We start from the raw sequence: 15209 nt of genomic DNA, 5'->3' as shown, positions 1-15209 counted from the left end.
GTCGCGCGGCCAGTAACAAAATCCTCTTCAAAAAAACCACACACCGCTAAAGCCCATTAAAACCGGGGCCTCCAGCGCCGTCAATTTTTTGGGGGCAGCGCTGCCTTATCCGTAACCATCCGTAACACCTGTTCGTTTTGCCACTACATAATCGGTAGTTTTCACTAAAAAACGGCCGGATTTTGTCTTTACCACTACATTTCGCCCAACCCGCGTAATAGACATATCTGCAACTGACAGCCGGCACCTGAGACCGCTACAATTACCGACTTTGTCGCAACGCTTGGAGCTCAACCTTCCGTGCCCGTTCTGCGTCTACCGCTTCTCCCTGCCGCGGCAGGTAAACAGCACTGGGGCAATCTGCCCGGTGCCGCCCTGAGCCTGGCCATCGCCGAGGCCGCCAGCGCGGCCAAGCGCTTTACCCTGCTACTGACCGCCGACAGCCAAAGTGCCGAACGGCTGGAACAGGAGCTGAGCTTCTTCGCCCCGGATTTGCCAGTGCTGCATTTCCCGGACTGGGAAACCCTGCCCTACGATCTGTTTTCGCCGCACCAGGACATTATTTCCCAGCGAATTTCCGCGCTGTATCGATTGCCGGAGCTGAGTCATGGCGTTTTGGTCGTGCCTATCACGACGGCCCTGCATCGCCTGGCGCCGACCAAATTCCTGCTCGGCAGCAGCCTGGTGCTGGACATCGGCCAGAAGCTCGATGTCGAGCAAATGCGCACCCGGCTTGAGGCCAGCGGCTATCGCTACGTCGATACCGTCTACGAGCACGGCGAATTTACCGTACGCGGCTCGCTGATCGATCTGTTCCCGATGGGCAGCAAATTACCTTTCCGCATCGACCTGTTCGACGACGAAATCGAGACCCTTCGTACATTCGATCCGGAAAACCAGCGCTCCATCGACAAAGTGGAAACGGTTCGCCTCCTGCCAGCTCGCGAGTTCCCACTGCAGAAAGATGCGGTCACCCGCTTCAAGGCGCGCTTCCGTGAGCGTTTCGATGTGGATTTCCGTCGCTGCCCGATCTTTCAGGATTTGAGCAGCGGGATTACACCGGCCGGTATCGAGTACTACCTGCCGCTGTTCTTCGATGAAACCTCCACGCTGTTCGATTACCTGCCGCAGGACACGCAAGTGTTTTCCTTGCCGGGCATCGAGCAGGCGGCGGAAAACTTCTGGAACGACGTACGCAATCGTTATGAAGAGCGCCGCGTCGATCCGGCCCGTCCTTTACTACCGCCAGTCGAGTTGTTCCTGCCGGTGGAAGATTGCTTCGCTCGACTGAAGAACTGGCCGCGCGTGGTCGCCAGTCAACAAGACGTTGAAACCGGCGTCGGCCGCGAGCGCTTCCCCGCCCGGGAGCTGCCGAACCTGGCCATCGAAGCCAAGGCGACTCAACCGTTGGCGGCGCTGGCGGGTTTCCTCGACGAGTTCCCCGGTCGCGTGCTGTTTACCGCCGAGTCCGCGGGCCGTCGTGAAGTGCTACTGGAATTGCTGGAACGCCTGAAGCTGCGACCGAAAACCGTCGACAGCTGGCCGGACTTCGTCGCGAGCAAGGAGCGCTTGGCGATCACCATCGCGCCGCTCGACGAAGGTCTGGTGCTCGACAACCCGGCGCTGGCCCTGGTCGCCGAAAGCCCGTTGTTCGGCCAGCGCGTGATGCAGCGCCGTCGCCGCGAGAAACGCGCCGACGCCAACAACGATGCCGTGATCAAGAACCTCACCGAGCTGCGCGAAGGCGCGCCGGTGGTGCACATCGATCATGGGGTCGGGCGTTACCTCGGGCTGACGATTCTGGAAATCGACGATCAGGCCGCCGAATTCCTGACCCTTGAATACGCCGAAAACGCCAAGCTTTACGTGCCGGTGGCCAACCTGCACCTGATCGCCCGTTACACCGGCAGCGACGATGCCCTGGCCCCACTGCACCGTCTCGGCTCCGAGACCTGGCAGAAAGCCAAACGCAAAGCCGCCGAACAAGTGCGCGACGTCGCCGTCGAGCTGCTCGACATCTATGCCCGCCGCGCCGCTCGCGAAGGTTATGCGTTCGCCGACCCGAAAGCCGATTACGCAACCTTCAGCGCCGGTTTCCCGTTCGAAGAAACTCCGGACCAGCAAACCACCATCGAAGCGGTGCGCACCGACATGCTCGCGCCGAAACCGATGGACCGCCTGGTCTGCGGCGACGTCGGTTTCGGCAAGACCGAAGTGGCGATGCGTGCAGCGTTTATTGCGGTACACGGCGGTCGTCAGGTGGCGATTCTGGTGCCGACCACCCTGCTCGCGCAGCAGCACTACAACAGCTTTCGCGACCGCTTCGCCGATTGGCCGGTGAGCGTGGAAGTGATGAGCCGATTCAAGTCGACCAAAGAAATAAATGCTGCGGTCGCGGATCTGGCCGAAGGCAAGATCGACATCGTCATCGGCACGCACAAGCTGCTGCAAGACGACGTAAAAATCAAAAACCTGGGGTTGGTGATCATCGACGAAGAGCACCGTTTCGGTGTCCGTCAGAAGGAACAGCTCAAGGCCCTGCGCAGTGAAGTCGACATCCTCACCCTGACCGCCACGCCGATTCCGCGCACGCTGAACATGGCGGTTTCGGGCATGCGCGACTTGTCGATCATCGCCACGCCACCGGCCCGTCGCCTGTCGGTACGGACGTTCGTCATGGAGCAGAACAAGAGCACGGTCAAAGAGGCCTTGCTTCGTGAGCTGTTGCGTGGCGGTCAGGTCTATTACCTGCACAACGATGTGAAGACCATCGAGAAATGCGCCGCCGACCTCGCCGAACTGGTGCCGGAGGCGCGGATCGGCATTGGCCACGGGCAGATGCGCGAACGCGATCTCGAACAGGTGATGAGCGACTTCTACCACAAGCGCTTCAACGTGCTGATCGCCTCGACCATCATCGAGACCGGCATCGACGTGCCGAGCGCCAACACCATCATCATCGAGCGCGCGGACAAGTTCGGCCTGGCGCAGCTGCACCAGTTGCGCGGCCGAGTCGGTCGCAGTCACCACCAGGCATACGCTTATTTACTGACGCCGCCGCGTCAGCAGATCACTCCCGATGCGGAAAAACGTCTGGAAGCGATCGCCAATACACAGGACCTTGGCGCGGGCTTCGTGCTCGCCACCAACGACCTGGAAATCCGTGGCGCCGGCGAATTGCTCGGCGACGGGCAGAGCGGGCAAATCCAGGCCGTAGGTTTCACGCTGTACATGGAAATGCTCGAGCGCGCGGTGAAGTCGATCCGCAAGGGCGAACAACCTAATCTCGATCAACCGCTGGGTGGCGGCCCGGAAGTCAATCTGCGAGTACCGGCGTTGATTCCCGAGGACTACCTGCCAGACGTACATGCTCGACTGATTCTCTACAAACGCATCGCCTCGGCCACCGATGAGGAAGGCCTCAAGGACCTGCAAGTGGAGATGATCGATCGTTTCGGCCTGTTGCCGGAGCCGACCAAGAACCTGATGCGCATCACCGCACTGAAATTGCAGGCCGAGCTACTGGGCATCAAGAAAGTCGACGGCGGCCCGCAAGGGGGTCGAATCGAGTTCGCGGCGCAAACCCCGGTTGACCCGCTGACGCTGATCAAGCTGATCCAGAGCCAGCCCAAACGTTACAAATTCGAAGGCGCCACGATGTTTAAATTCCAGGTGCCGATGGAACGCTCGGAAGAGCGCTTTAATACTGTAGAGGCGCTGTTTGAGCACCTCATTCCGAAAACTGCTTGAAGGACGCCGCATGCGCCTGTTTCGCTCACTGACCTTGTTGATAACCTTGGTCGCCCCTACGGCATTTGCCGATGACCTGTATCAGATTGAAATGATTCTGGTCCGCCAAAACGCCGTGCCCGCCATCGTCAGCCGCGCCGCACCGGAAGACTGGGCGGCCGGAGCGCAGCCCATCAGCCCCGACAGCCTGCGCACGCCGAGCCTCAATGGCGAAGTGGAAAAACTCACCGCCAGCAATGAATACACGGTGTTGCTGCACAAGGCCTGGCAACAGACTCTCGGTGAAGAGACCAGCAAAGTCGCGATCAGCGAGGGCAAAGAACAGTTCGGCCAATTCCCGATCGAGGGCACGCTGAACCTGACACTGGGACGGTTCACCGACGTCGACGCCGACTTCTGGGTCAACCAGATCGACGCCAACGGCATGGTCACCGCCAGCGAACGCCTGAAGCAGGAAAGCCACACCAAGAACGGCCAGCTGAACTTCCTCGACAACGGCCACCTCGGCTTGCTGATCAAGATCACGTCCTTGACCGCCCCTGCGCCTCGGCCAGTCCCCGATGAAATTCCGGACTGATTGAAGTCCTTATGCCTGCGACCCTGAGCAAACCCCTGGCCCCTTCCTGGGTCAGCCGATTCAAGGAACAGAGCCTGGAGCGTGGCCGCCGCTACGCGCTGGAGAACCGTGTCAGGATCGTCGAGGCCGGCGATGCCACGATCATCGCCGCCTGCGAAGGCTCTGGCGGTAACGTTTACCGTCAGACCATTCGCTTGCGCGAGTCAGCCAAAGCCACCTTGCTGATGATTGACGCCACTTGCACCTGCCCGGTCCACAGCAACTGCAAACACTGCGCGGCGGTGCTACTGAAAGTGCAGGAAACCCTCGCCTACCCCGCTGCGGCGCAAGACGCGGAGCTACTGGAAAAACTTCAGGCGGTGTTGGAAAACCGGAGCCCGAAAGCGCCGCCGCAAGTGCGGGTGGATAACGTGCAACCGGTGCCGCGCTTGTGGCTGGCGAGCATCGAGTTCAGCGCCTTCGAACCGCGCAATGGCAAGATGCAGCGTTATATTCAGCATCGCGCGGCGTTGTCATTCAGCTATCTGGATGAATACGTTTCCGGGCAGAAGAACGCCGACATCCTGATTCGTCAGGAGACGCAAACGTTACGGATAAAACGCCACCCGGAAGTCGAACAGACCTACAGGGAGCAGCTGCGAATCCTCGGCTTCAAAATTGCCACCCGGCAAAGCAAGGCCTTGCCGGAAAGCGCTGGCGAGCTCTTCGAGATGGTCAACGACAGCGCCTGGCTGACCTTCACCCTCAATGAACTGCCGAAGTTGCGCACTCAGGGCTGGGAGCTGCAGATCGACGAAGACTTCGGTTTCGACTTGACTGCCGTGGATGATTGGTACGCCACTGTCGAACAAGCGCCGGAGCGTGACTGGTTCGATCTGGAACTGGGAATCATCGTCAACGGCGAACGGTTGAGTCTGCTGCCGATCCTGTTGAACCTGATGCGCTCCCACTCCGAGATCCTCAACCCGGAACGCCTCGCACGACGTCGCGACGACGAGTTGATCCTGGTGAACATCCCCAATCGCCCGAACTCTGAGTACGGCCCGCTGCAAGTCGCCCTGCCCTTCGGTCGATTGAAACCGGTGCTGGCGACCCTCGGCGAGTTCTACCTGCAAGGGCCCGGCGAAACGACGCTGCGCCTGAGCAAGGCCGATGCCACGCGATTGAATCCGCTGGAAGACCTGCCGTTGCTCTGGGAGGGTGGCGAGCAAATTCGCACCTTTGCCCAGCGCCTGCGGGACATCAAGGACTTCACCGCGACCGCGCCGGAAGGCTTGAACGCGACCTTGCGCCCGTATCAGCTGGAAGGCCTGAGCTGGATGCAGTCGTTGCGGCAACTGGAAGTTGGCGGGATCCTCGCGGACGACATGGGACTGGGCAAAACCCTACAGACCCTTGCGCACATTCTCAGTGAGAAGAACGCCGGACGCCTCGATCGGCCGTGCATGGTGGTGATGCCTACTAGCTTGATTCCTAACTGGCTCGACGAAGCGGCGCATTTCACACCGCAACTCAAAGTGTTGGCGCTGTACGGTGCCAGTCGCAAAAAGCATTTCGACAACCTGACCGATTACGACCTGATCCTGACCACCTATGCATTGCTGCCCAAGGACGTCGAACGTCTGGCGGCGCAGCCATTGCACGTGTTGGTTCTGGATGAGGCGCAATACATCAAGAACCCCAACAGCAAGGCCGCCCAGGCTGCCCGCGAGTTGAATGCTCGTCAGCGCCTGTGCCTGAGCGGCACACCGCTGGAAAACCACTTGGGCGAGCTGTGGTCGCTGTTTCACTTCCTGCTGCCCGGCTGGCTGGGTGACGTGAAAAGCTTCAACCGCGATTACCGTGTGCCGATTGAAAAGCGCGCCAGCGAAGTACGACTCCAGCACCTCAATGGCCGGATCAAACCGTTCCTGCTGCGTCGAACCAAGGAACAGGTGGCGACCGAGCTGCCGCCGAAAACCGAAATCATCCATTGGGTCGAGCTCAACGAAGCCCAGCGCGACGTGTACGAAACCATGCGCTTGGCCATGGACAAGAAAGTCCGCGACGAGATCACCCGCAAGGGCGTGGCGCGCAGCCAGATCATCATTCTTGAGGCGCTGCTCAAACTGCGTCAGGTGTGCTGCGATTTGCGCCTGGTCAATGACGCCGCCCTGCCCACTCGCGGCAGCACGTCCGGCAAGCTCGACAGCCTGATGGAAATGCTAGAGGAACTGTTCGATGAAGGTCGGCGGATTCTGCTGTTCTCGCAGTTCACTTCGATGCTGTCGTTGATTGAAGATGAGTTGAAAAAGCGCGGAGTCGACTATGCGCTGCTGACCGGGCAGACCCGCGACCGGCGCGCCCCGGTAAAAGACTTCCAAAGCGGCAAGCGTCAGATCTTTCTGATCAGCCTGAAGGCAGGTGGCGTTGGCCTGAACCTGACCGAAGCCGACACGGTGATTCATTACGATCCGTGGTGGAATCCGGCGACGGAAAATCAGGCGACTGATCGGGCGTATCGCATTGGTCAGGAGAAGCCGGTGTTCGTTTACAAGATGATTGCCAGAGGCACTGTGGAAGAGAAGATTCAGCACTTGCAGAAGGAAAAATCCGACTTGGCGGCAGGCGTGCTGGATGGGCGCAAGACCGGGGACTGGAAGTTGCAGAGTGATGATATTGAAGCGTTGTTTGCGCCGCTGCCGGACAAACTCGAAAAATAGCGGCGACTGTAAGATCGCTATCGCGGGCAAGCCTCGCTCCTACAGTTTTATATTGACCACAAATGTCGCGATCAACTCAAAACGCGTAGGAGCGAGGCTTGCCCGCGAAGGGTTCAACTCGGACTGACTGAAGTAACCCTTTATCAGGATTTCACATCTGGCAATGGCGCAAACAACGCCTCAATATCACTCTGCTCAAGCTTCCATCCACCCGACGTCCCACCCTCAAGCACCGCCCCGGCCAACGCCGCCTTCTCTTGCTGCAGCGCCTGTATTTTTTCTTCCACCGTGCCGCGCGCAATCATCTTGTAGACGAACACCGGCTTCTCCTGACCGATACGATAAGCACGGTCCGTCGCCTGGTTTTCAACGGCAGGATTCCACCAAGGATCGAAGTGGATCACCGTGTCCGCCGCTGTCAGGTTCAGTCCTGTCCCGCCTGCCTTGAGGCTGATCAGGAACAACGGCACCTTGCCGCCTTGAAAGTCTTTGACCGGCGTGCGCCGATCCGTCGTTTCACCCGTCAACAATGAATAACCGATCCCTCGACGCTGCAGTTCTTCCTCAATCAATGCAAGCATCGACGTGAACTGCGAGAACAGCAAAATCTTGCCGCCTTCGCTGAGCAACTCTTCAAGCATCTCCATCAGGCCGATCAACTTGCCGCTGCCCGCACGAAGTGCTTTCGCCGTCAGGGGCATTTTGATCAGCCGCAGATCGCAGCACACCTGACGCAGCTTGAGCAAGGCATCGAGAATAATGATCTGGCTACGCGCAACGCCGCTTCGGGCAATTTCGTCACGCACCTTCTTGTCCATCGCCACACGCACGGTTTCATAGACATCCCGCTGCCCATCGCTGAGTTCGACCCAATGCACAATCTCGGATTTAGGCGGCAACTCGGTGGCGACCTGTTCTTTCTTGCGACGCAGCAGAAAAGGTTTTATCCGCGCCGTCAGGTGCTGCATCCGTTCGATATTGCCGTGCTTCTCGATCGGGGTACGGTAGTCACGATTGAAGGTTTTACTGTCGCCAAGCCAGCCGGGCAACAAGAAGTGAAACAGTGACCACAACTCGTCAAGGTGATTTTCCAACGGCGTGCCGGACAAGCACAAACGCTGCCGAGCTTCCAGATCCCGGGCAGCTTGAGCGGCCTAGCTGAGCGGATTTTTGATGTTTTGCGCTTCATCGAGAATCAGCACGCTCCAGACCTGTGGTTGCAAAACTTCAAGATCACGCGGCAGCAACGCATAGGTGGTCAGCACCAGATCGTATTCGGCAAGGTTGATGAAGTCCTTTTGCCGAGTGGCGCCATGCAGTGCCAGGACTTTCAATTGCGGCGTGAAGCGTGCCGCTTCGTCTAGCCAATTGGGAATCAGGCTGGTCGGCATCACCGCGAGCGCCGGCCGATCGAGTCGACCCGACTGCTTTTCCAACAGCAGATGAGCCAGGGTTTGCGGGGTCTTGCCCAAGCCCATGTCGTCGCCGAGGATACCGCCGACCTCCAGCTCACGAAGGGTTTGCATCCAGTTCAGGCCTTCAAGCTGATAAGGCCGTAGTGTGGCGTTGAGGCCTTGCGGAGCAGCAACGTTTTGCTGAGTCGATTCACGCAAGCGTTTTGCGAAACCGCGCAAGCGCTCGCCGCCCTGCCACACTAATGGCAGGCCTTCAAGCGCACTTAAGCGCGCCGCATCAGGGCCACTCAAGCGCAGCGAATCACCGCTGGTCACGTTTAAATACAACTCGCTGAGCGTAGCCATTAACGGCTTGATCCGCCCGAGGGACAGCGCGACTTTGATGCCAGGTTTGGCACCGAGTTGACCACTGTTGAGATCGATCAGCACCTGATCGTCATCGTCGCGCAAGGCCAGGTTACCCGGATCCATCAACTGCGGTTGCCTGCGCAACAGTTGCAGCAGGATCGGCAGCAAACTGTGTCGCTCGCCATTGACCACGATGCCCAACTGCAGATCGAACCACTCCCGCCCCGGAGACTCCTCGACGTCGGCATACCATTCATCCACGGGCTGAAAATTGAAATGAAAGCCGTCGGTTATGCTGATCTGCCAATTAGCCTCTCTGAGCACGGGCACTCCGGATTGCACGAAGGCAATCCACGCCGAGTCATCCGGCATACCAAACATTTCACCCGCGCTATCGGGCAACGCATCACTTTTACGGGTAGCTTTTTTGAAACCTTGTTTTTGCAAGGCCAGGCGTAAGGCTTTTTCAGCCGCGGGTTTGCGTTGAATGCGTTGGGTTTCGGTGCCGGACAGAATCAGTAGTTCCGCGGATTTCTTGTCCGCCGCCACATGGCCGTTGTAGGTAAACGCCAACGCGGCGCGGTGCTCGGGCTCATACTTCCAGTGTCTGAAACGGTTGGTACTGGCAAGCGTCAGAAAGGCTTGGGGTTCGATGTCATCGACTATCCGCTCGATCAGTGCATGCGGAGGGGGCACAACGCGAGTCACAGCACTGATGCGATGACTGAACTGCATGGCCTGGCGCGCCGGAATCTCAGGCGCCAATGACAAATGGCAAGCCAGTTTCTCGTCCAACTCGCCTTGCAGCAGTCCGATCTCCATCCGCTCGCGGTCCAGGTAGTACAAGGGTTCCAGTGCAAGAACCGTTTCTTCTGGTGCGTGGTCGCTCCGCCATTGAGGCCGGAAGCCGCCGCTTTGAGTTTGTATACCCAGCACGTGCCGACACTCTGAGCAACCCCATCGCGATTTTCGGTCTCAAGGGGAATACCATCGAGCCAGCGCTCTAACTCAAGATTCAGCTTGGCCGGAGCGTCACTTTTGAATGAGTCCCCGGGGAGTTCTTGCAAGCTGTAAAGCACGGTTGCGCAGTGCTTGCAATTGACCACCACAGGACAAGAGCAGCTGCAGGCCAGCTCAAACTCACCGACAACCTGGATAAGCTCAATGATTTGCTCGTAGACGTTTCCTTGGGAGCCTTTGCACGTCGCGAAGATGAAAGTGTCCTCGACTTTGCGGATCTGCACCCTGTTGTCCTGCCCGTATCCGCAAGCCTTATCCAGAGAGCGACGACTGAACGCCTCCGTCCACGGCAGTTCATGAAGCTGCTCAATAATTGTCAGCATAAAATCAACGCTTCTTAAAGTGACTGAAGTTTACCGGTACCCAACTCAGCTTTTCAGCACTCGCGCCAACGTCGACTTCACCTTGCCCATCCCGTCATGCAACGCTTGCTCGATCTCGGCCATGGTGATCACCGACGTGGACTTGCCCGCTGCCGGGTTCACCACCAACGCCAGACAGGCGTAATCCAGTTCCAGCTCGCGAGCCAATGCCGCTTCCGGCATTCCGGTCATGCCGACGATGTCGCATCCGTCGCGCTCCAGTTTCGCAATTTCCGCTGCGGTTTCCAGACGTGGCCCCTGGGTGCAGGCGTACACGCCTTGACTGCTAAAACCAACGCCTTCAGCCGCCAATGCCGCGATCAGCTGCTGACGCAGGGCTTCGCTGTAGGGATAGCTGAAATCGATGTGGGTGACCTGTTCGAGATTATCGGCGAAATAAGTGTGTTCGCGACCGCTGGTGTAGTCGATCAACTGATGCGGGACGCAGAAATGTCCGGTGCCCATCGCGGCATGAATCCCGCCCACGGCGTTGACCGCGAGAATCGCTTCGGCACCGGCCTGCTTCAGCGCCCAGAGGTTGGCGCGGTAGTTCACCTGATGCGGCGGAAAACGGTGAGGATGACCGTGGCGCGCAAGGAACAGCACTTCTTTGCCGGCGTACTCGCCGATCTGCACTTCAGCCGAAGGCGCGCCGTAAGGGGTGTCCACCGCCAATGACTGACGAATGCTCAGGCCTTCGAGTTGAGTCAGGCCGGTGCCGCCGATAATCGCGTAAACCGTCATAACGGAAAGTCCTTATTCAATCAGTTGAGCTTCTTTGAGCGCGCCGACCGCTGCGAGCCAGCGCGGGTTCTGACGGTATTCGATGTTGGCGTATGACTGGCCGCGCATCCGCGCGATGCGCTCGGACGGTTTTACCTTCAGACGCTGGGCGGCGCTCAGGGCCAGTTCGGCGGCCGCGCGATCGTTGCACACCAGGCCCATGTCGCAACCGGCCGTCAGCGCCGCTTCGATACGGCTGGCAGCATCGCCGACCACGTGGGCACCAGCCATGGACAGGTCGTCGCTGAAGATGACGCCGTCAAATTGCAGCTCACCGCGCAGAATCTCCTGCAACCAGCGGCGAGAGAAGCCGGCGGGCTGGGAATCGACTTGCGGATAGATAACGTGGGCCGGCATGACCGCAGCCAATTGTTTGCTCAATTTGGCGAACGGCACCAGGTCGTTGGCGCGGATCTCGTCAAGGCTGCGCTCGTCACTAGGGATTGCGACGTGGGAGTCCGCTTCGGCCCAACCGTGACCGGGGAAGTGCTTGCCGGTGGCGGCCATACCGGCGCTGTTCATGCCACGAATAAATGCACCGGCCAGCAACGCAGCGCGCTCGGGGTCACCTTCGAATGAACGGGTGCCGACCACGGCACTGCGCTGATAATCGAGGTCCAGCACCGGAGCGAAGCTCAGGTCGAGGCCGACGGCCAGCACTTCAGTCGCCATGATCCAGCCGCACTGTTCGGCGAGGTATTCGGCATTCGGGTTGTCAGCGATGGCGCGCATGGCTGGCAGCCTTATAAAGCCCTGACGCAAACGCTGAACCCGGCCACCCTCCTGGTCGACGGCCAGCAGCAAATCAGGGCGAATGGCGCGGATTGCGGCACTCAACTCGCGCACCTGGCGCGGGTGTTCGATATTGCGGGCGAAAATGATCAGGCCGCCCACTTCAGGTTGGCGCAATAATTGGCGATCTTCAGCCGTCAGCCAGGTACCGGCGACGTCCACCATCAACGAGCCTTGCAGGCCAGCAGTCATAGAGATTCCTTGATAACGATAAACCCGGCTCGCACGAATTCACCGCCACGGGCTGTACCCGGCAGGTCGGCGGCATAAATGGGGAACAGGTTCAGAACGAGAGTCGGCATGGGCGGCTAGCTTAGCGGATGTCAGCTGCCGCGCCCACCCGTGCGCGGTTAAACCTTGGCGGCAACCGGGGTCGATTTGCTGCGCGGCCGCAACTGCGCAGTGGCCATGGCCGTGTCGGTGACGCCGGTTTCGGCACGCATGCCGGCAGCCAGGAACGGTACCATCAGGCGCATGACCTGCTCGATGGAGGTGTTGACGCCAAAGTCGGTCTCGGCAATTGCGCGCAGGGCTTTGATACCGGACATGCTGAACGCGGCGGCACCGAGCATGAAGTGCACGCGCCAGAACAGCTCAATCGGCGGAATACGCGGTGCCGCTTCGTTGACCAACATCATGTAGCGGCGGAACACCTTGCCGTACATGTCTTCCAGATAACGCCGCAAGTGCCCTTGGCTCTGACTGAAAGCCAGACCCAGCAAACGCATGAAAATCGACAGATCGTTACCGCTGCGTGGTTGCACCACCAGGGCTTGCTCGACGAGGATTTCCAGCAGTTCTTCAAGTGTCGGCTTGTTCTCTGGCTTGGCCTGACGCCGCTCCAGCTCTTTATCAAGGCTTAAGCAGAACGGCCCGAGAAAGCGCGAGAAAACGGCCTGGATCAGCGCCTTCTTCGAGCCGAAGTGATAGTTCACCGCCGCCAGATTGACACCGGCCTTGCTGGTGATCAGACGCAATGAGGTTTCAGCGAAACCTTTTTCCGCGAACAATTGCTCGGCAGCATCAAGAATGCGTTCAACGGTTTCCGACTGGGCCATGGCTACTCCGCCTGACAAACACTTGTTTGAAACATACGTTTCAGCCTGTGCAATGTCAAGCCTGCCCGTTCGTTTTGGGAATGGTCGGTCAGCTATTTAACCATACAACTTCCAAGCGTGAATCAGCAGGCTGATCGACCGTCTGGCGGTCGGCAAAAAAAGGGGCATTGCCAATACTGTTTCACTGTATATAATCCCAGTCACTGTATAAAAAGACAGAGCGATCAATATGCTAAAGCTGACGCCACGCCAAGCAGAGATTCTGGCCTTCATCAAACGTTGCCTCGAAGACAACGGCTACCCGCCCACCCGTGCGGAAATCGCTCAGGAACTGGGTTTCAAGTCACCCAACGCTGCGGAAGAACACCTCAAGGCGCTGGCTCGCAAGGGTGCGATCGAGATGACGCCCGGCGCTTCCCGTGGCATTCGCATTCCCGGCTTCGAAGCCAAAGCCGACGAGTCCACCCTGCCAATTATTGGCCGAGTGGCTGCCGGTGCTCCGATCCTAGCCCAGCAACACATCGAAGAGTCCTGCAACATCAACCCGTCGTTCTTCCATCCTCGCGCCGATTATCTGCTGCGGGTTCATGGCATGAGCATGAAGGACGTGGGCATTTTCGACGGTGACCTGCTGGCAGTGCACACCACCCGTGAAGCCCGCAACGGCCAGATCGTAGTGGCGAGGATCGGCGACGAAGTGACCGTCAAGCGCTTCAAGCGCGATGGCAGCAAGGTCTGGTTGATTGCGGAAAACCCTGAATTCGCCCCTATCGAAGTGAACCTGAAAGATCAGGAACTGGTGATCGAAGGCTTGAGTGTCGGCGTCATTCGCCGCTAAAGGAGGCTTTATGCAGTTCCCACACACATCACAGCAAGCCCAACTGCCGCTGTTCGAGGCTTTCATGGTGCAGCCGTTGGCGCCGATCCTGAAAGACGTGGTCGAGTCACCCTGGAGCGCCGAGCCCGAAGTCTTCAGTGAGCTGTCGCTGCGTGGTGCAGCCGGGAACTGCCTGAACCTTCTTGCGCCGATCCTCAGGGAACTGAGCCAGGAACTGGACGCGCGCTGGTTGACGCTGATCGCCCCGCCCGCCAGCCTCACCCAGACCTGGTTGCGGGACGCCGGCCTTAACCGCGAACGCATCCTGCTGCTGCAACCACGTGGCGCTCAGAGCGCACAGCAGTTGACCTGCGAGGCCTTGCGCCTGGGCCGCAGCCACACGGTGGTCAGTTGGCTCAACCCATTGAGCACAACTTCACGGCAACAGTTGATCAGCGCCGCCCGGATCGGGGACGCACAAAGTCTGAATATTCGATTGGGCTAACTGACAAACAATATGCGCTTTGAATAGCGCAGGGCTTCTCCAAGGATAGAGAAGCCGACCTGTAGCAATACCAGCAAAAAAACGACGAGCGGTATCAATGAAGAACCCGTGATCCCTCATCTGTATTGAATTCGCCTTCAACCAGGCGCCCGGCCATCTGAACGCCGACACTCAGCATCGCCTTCGCGACCTCAACGTGCTGGCCTTGCAGGAACGCTTTGGCATCCTCGGAGAAATCCAAAGTAACCAGAGAACCCTCGTCCTCGGCCCTGCGCAGCTCGATACGGCCGTCTGGTAACTCGACAATTTCTAGAAAGGACGTTGGCATAAAGGTCTGTTCTCCACGAAAGGCGGGGATTATATAGGCATCGGCCAGGCTCCGCTCGGGATCTTGACCAGATGCCACTACAAAGAGAAATTTCCGACAGCTCTCATCCCTGAGCGAACAACCCACAGGGCCATCCGTTATTCCGCTCGATCCTTCAGCATTCGTTCAACCCTTCGCGAAAGCGAATCGCCAGGCCTTTGAGGTTCTGACGCCAACTCTCCAGCTCTTCCCGGCTCAGCTCTTGCGAAGCCTCTTCTTCATCCAGGTTAACGGCCAGGATCAGCGGTTGCGTCACGTCACCCTTAGGCTTATGCGGCGCCCGTGGCGGCTGAAACAGCGCAGCATGAGCCGCGAGCAGTTTGGCCAGCCAGGTTTCAGAATTTTGTGCCAACTCAACCATCTCGGCCAATTCTGGAATCGCGATGGCTTCCAGTACTTCGCGAGTCAGCAGCAACTCGGCCCGAGGTGCATTGGCCTGAGGCAAGCGATAGAAACCGGCGATTTCATGGCACAGTCCCAGCAACGCACCGTACAAGTGAAATAACGCCGATTCGCGTCCGGCCTGAATCAGCGCCAGCGAGTTCATCGCACGCCCCTCTTCTGCAGTGGCGAGCGCTTCCAGCGACAGGCCGGCGAAGTAAATCTTCTGGTTGGTACGGGTATAGAGTTCGTGGGCCATGACGGCAGCCTCCACAACGAAATAATTGCTTCACGCAGGTCAGACAGTGTCATGGATCACCCAAGTACACCGC

General features: G+C 58.8%; 11 protein-coding genes and 1 pseudogene. 6 read left to right on the top strand and 6 right to left on the bottom strand.

All coding sequences use genetic code 11. The features are described from left to right. Positions 1–300 precede the first annotated feature (300 nt). From mfd to ACYZT3_RS10865, 3 genes are read left to right on the top strand one after another with little or no spacing between them, the layout of a single operon-like run. Positions 301–3750: a transcription-repair coupling factor gene (gene mfd, locus ACYZT3_RS10875; RefSeq protein WP_282380358.1), complete on the top strand. Its 3450-nt coding sequence runs from the start codon at positions 301–303 to the stop codon at positions 3748–3750. A gap of 10 nt (positions 3751–3760) precedes the next feature. Next, positions 3761–4327, top strand: coding sequence for a CsiV family protein (locus ACYZT3_RS10870; protein ID WP_282380360.1), 567 nt, complete (start codon positions 3761–3763; stop codon positions 4325–4327). 11 nt (positions 4328–4338) lie between these two features. Next, a complete protein-coding gene (locus ACYZT3_RS10865; RefSeq protein ID WP_462032076.1) occupies positions 4339–7029 on the top strand; it encodes a DEAD/DEAH box helicase in 2691 nt (896 codons plus the stop codon). A 143-nt stretch (positions 7030–7172) separates the two neighbouring features. On the opposite strand, the pseudogene ACYZT3_RS10860 reads toward ACYZT3_RS10865, so the two are convergent. Next, positions 7173–9898, bottom strand: a pseudogene (locus ACYZT3_RS10860) (DEAD/DEAH box helicase). Here ACYZT3_RS10860 and ACYZT3_RS10855 point away from each other — a divergent pair. Then, on the top strand, positions 9881–10153 hold the full coding sequence (locus tag ACYZT3_RS10855) for a hypothetical protein (protein WP_462032445.1): 273 nt from the start codon (positions 9881–9883) through the stop codon (positions 10151–10153). The pseudogene ACYZT3_RS10860 and the gene ACYZT3_RS10855 sit on opposite strands and share 18 nt — an antisense overlap. A gap of 27 nt (positions 10154–10180) precedes the next feature. Here the strand turns inward: ACYZT3_RS10855 and ACYZT3_RS10850 are convergent, their stop codons facing one another. The 3 genes from ACYZT3_RS10850 to ACYZT3_RS10840 all read right to left on the bottom strand — a co-directional run bounded on the left by ACYZT3_RS10850 (position 10181) and on the right by ACYZT3_RS10840 (position 12807). Further along, a complete protein-coding gene (locus ACYZT3_RS10850) occupies positions 10181–10918 on the bottom strand; it encodes an S-methyl-5'-thioinosine phosphorylase (protein WP_282380364.1) in 738 nt (245 codons plus the stop codon). 12 nt (positions 10919–10930) lie between these two features. Continuing rightward, positions 10931–11929: a beta-N-acetylhexosaminidase gene (gene nagZ / locus ACYZT3_RS10845; protein WP_462032361.1), complete on the bottom strand. Its 999-nt coding sequence runs from the start codon at positions 11927–11929 to the stop codon at positions 10931–10933. Positions 11930–12099: 170 nt separating this feature from the next. After that, positions 12100–12807, bottom strand: a complete 708-nt coding sequence (locus ACYZT3_RS10840) for a TetR/AcrR family transcriptional regulator (protein WP_007933170.1) — start codon at positions 12805–12807, stop codon at positions 12100–12102. A gap of 229 nt (positions 12808–13036) precedes the next feature. Between ACYZT3_RS10840 and lexA the strand changes: the two genes are divergently transcribed. Both lexA and sulA read left to right on the top strand, forming a co-directional pair. After that, entirely contained in the window at positions 13037–13645 is a 609-nt protein-coding gene (gene lexA, locus ACYZT3_RS10835) for a transcriptional repressor LexA (protein ID WP_007933171.1), read from the top strand. 10 nt (positions 13646–13655) lie between these two features. Further along, positions 13656–14129, top strand: coding sequence for an SOS-induced cell division inhibitor SulA (sulA, locus tag ACYZT3_RS10830; RefSeq protein ID WP_282380369.1), 474 nt, complete (start codon positions 13656–13658; stop codon positions 14127–14129). A 94-nt stretch (positions 14130–14223) separates the two neighbouring features. Here sulA and ACYZT3_RS10825 read toward each other — a convergent pair whose 3' ends face one another. Next, positions 14224–14457 carry a hypothetical protein gene (locus tag ACYZT3_RS10825; protein WP_140893639.1) on the bottom strand — a complete coding sequence of 78 codons (234 nt, stop codon included), beginning with the start codon at positions 14455–14457 and terminating at the stop codon, positions 14224–14226. A gap of 154 nt (positions 14458–14611) precedes the next feature. After that, positions 14612–15136, bottom strand: a complete 525-nt coding sequence (locus ACYZT3_RS10820) for a DUF6586 family protein (RefSeq protein WP_462032075.1) — start codon at positions 15134–15136, stop codon at positions 14612–14614. Positions 15137–15209 lie beyond the last annotated feature (73 nt).

It is taken from the genome of Pseudomonas sp. MDT1-16, assembly GCF_054898115.1.
This window is presented reverse-complemented; position numbering and strand designations above follow the sequence as displayed.

Coding starts and splice junctions, on each gene's coding strand:
- ACYZT3_RS10865 (WP_462032076.1), top strand. CDS start 4,339: ATGCCTGCGACCCTGAGCAAACCCCTGGCCCCTTCCTGGGTCAGCCGA.
- ACYZT3_RS10850 (WP_282380364.1), bottom strand. CDS start 10,918: ATGACGGTTTACGCGATTATCGGCGGCACCGGCCTGACTCAACTCGAA.
- ACYZT3_RS10840 (WP_007933170.1), bottom strand. CDS start 12,807: ATGGCCCAGTCGGAAACCGTTGAACGCATTCTTGATGCTGCCGAGCAA.
- lexA (WP_007933171.1), top strand. CDS start 13,037: ATGCTAAAGCTGACGCCACGCCAAGCAGAGATTCTGGCCTTCATCAAA.
- ACYZT3_RS10820 (WP_462032075.1), bottom strand. CDS start 15,136: ATGGCCCACGAACTCTATACCCGTACCAACCAGAAGATTTACTTCGCC.
- sulA (WP_282380369.1), top strand. CDS start 13,656: ATGCAGTTCCCACACACATCACAGCAAGCCCAACTGCCGCTGTTCGAG.
- ACYZT3_RS10825 (WP_140893639.1), bottom strand. CDS start 14,457: ATGCCAACGTCCTTTCTAGAAATTGTCGAGTTACCAGACGGCCGTATC.
- ACYZT3_RS10870 (WP_282380360.1), top strand. CDS start 3,761: ATGCGCCTGTTTCGCTCACTGACCTTGTTGATAACCTTGGTCGCCCCT.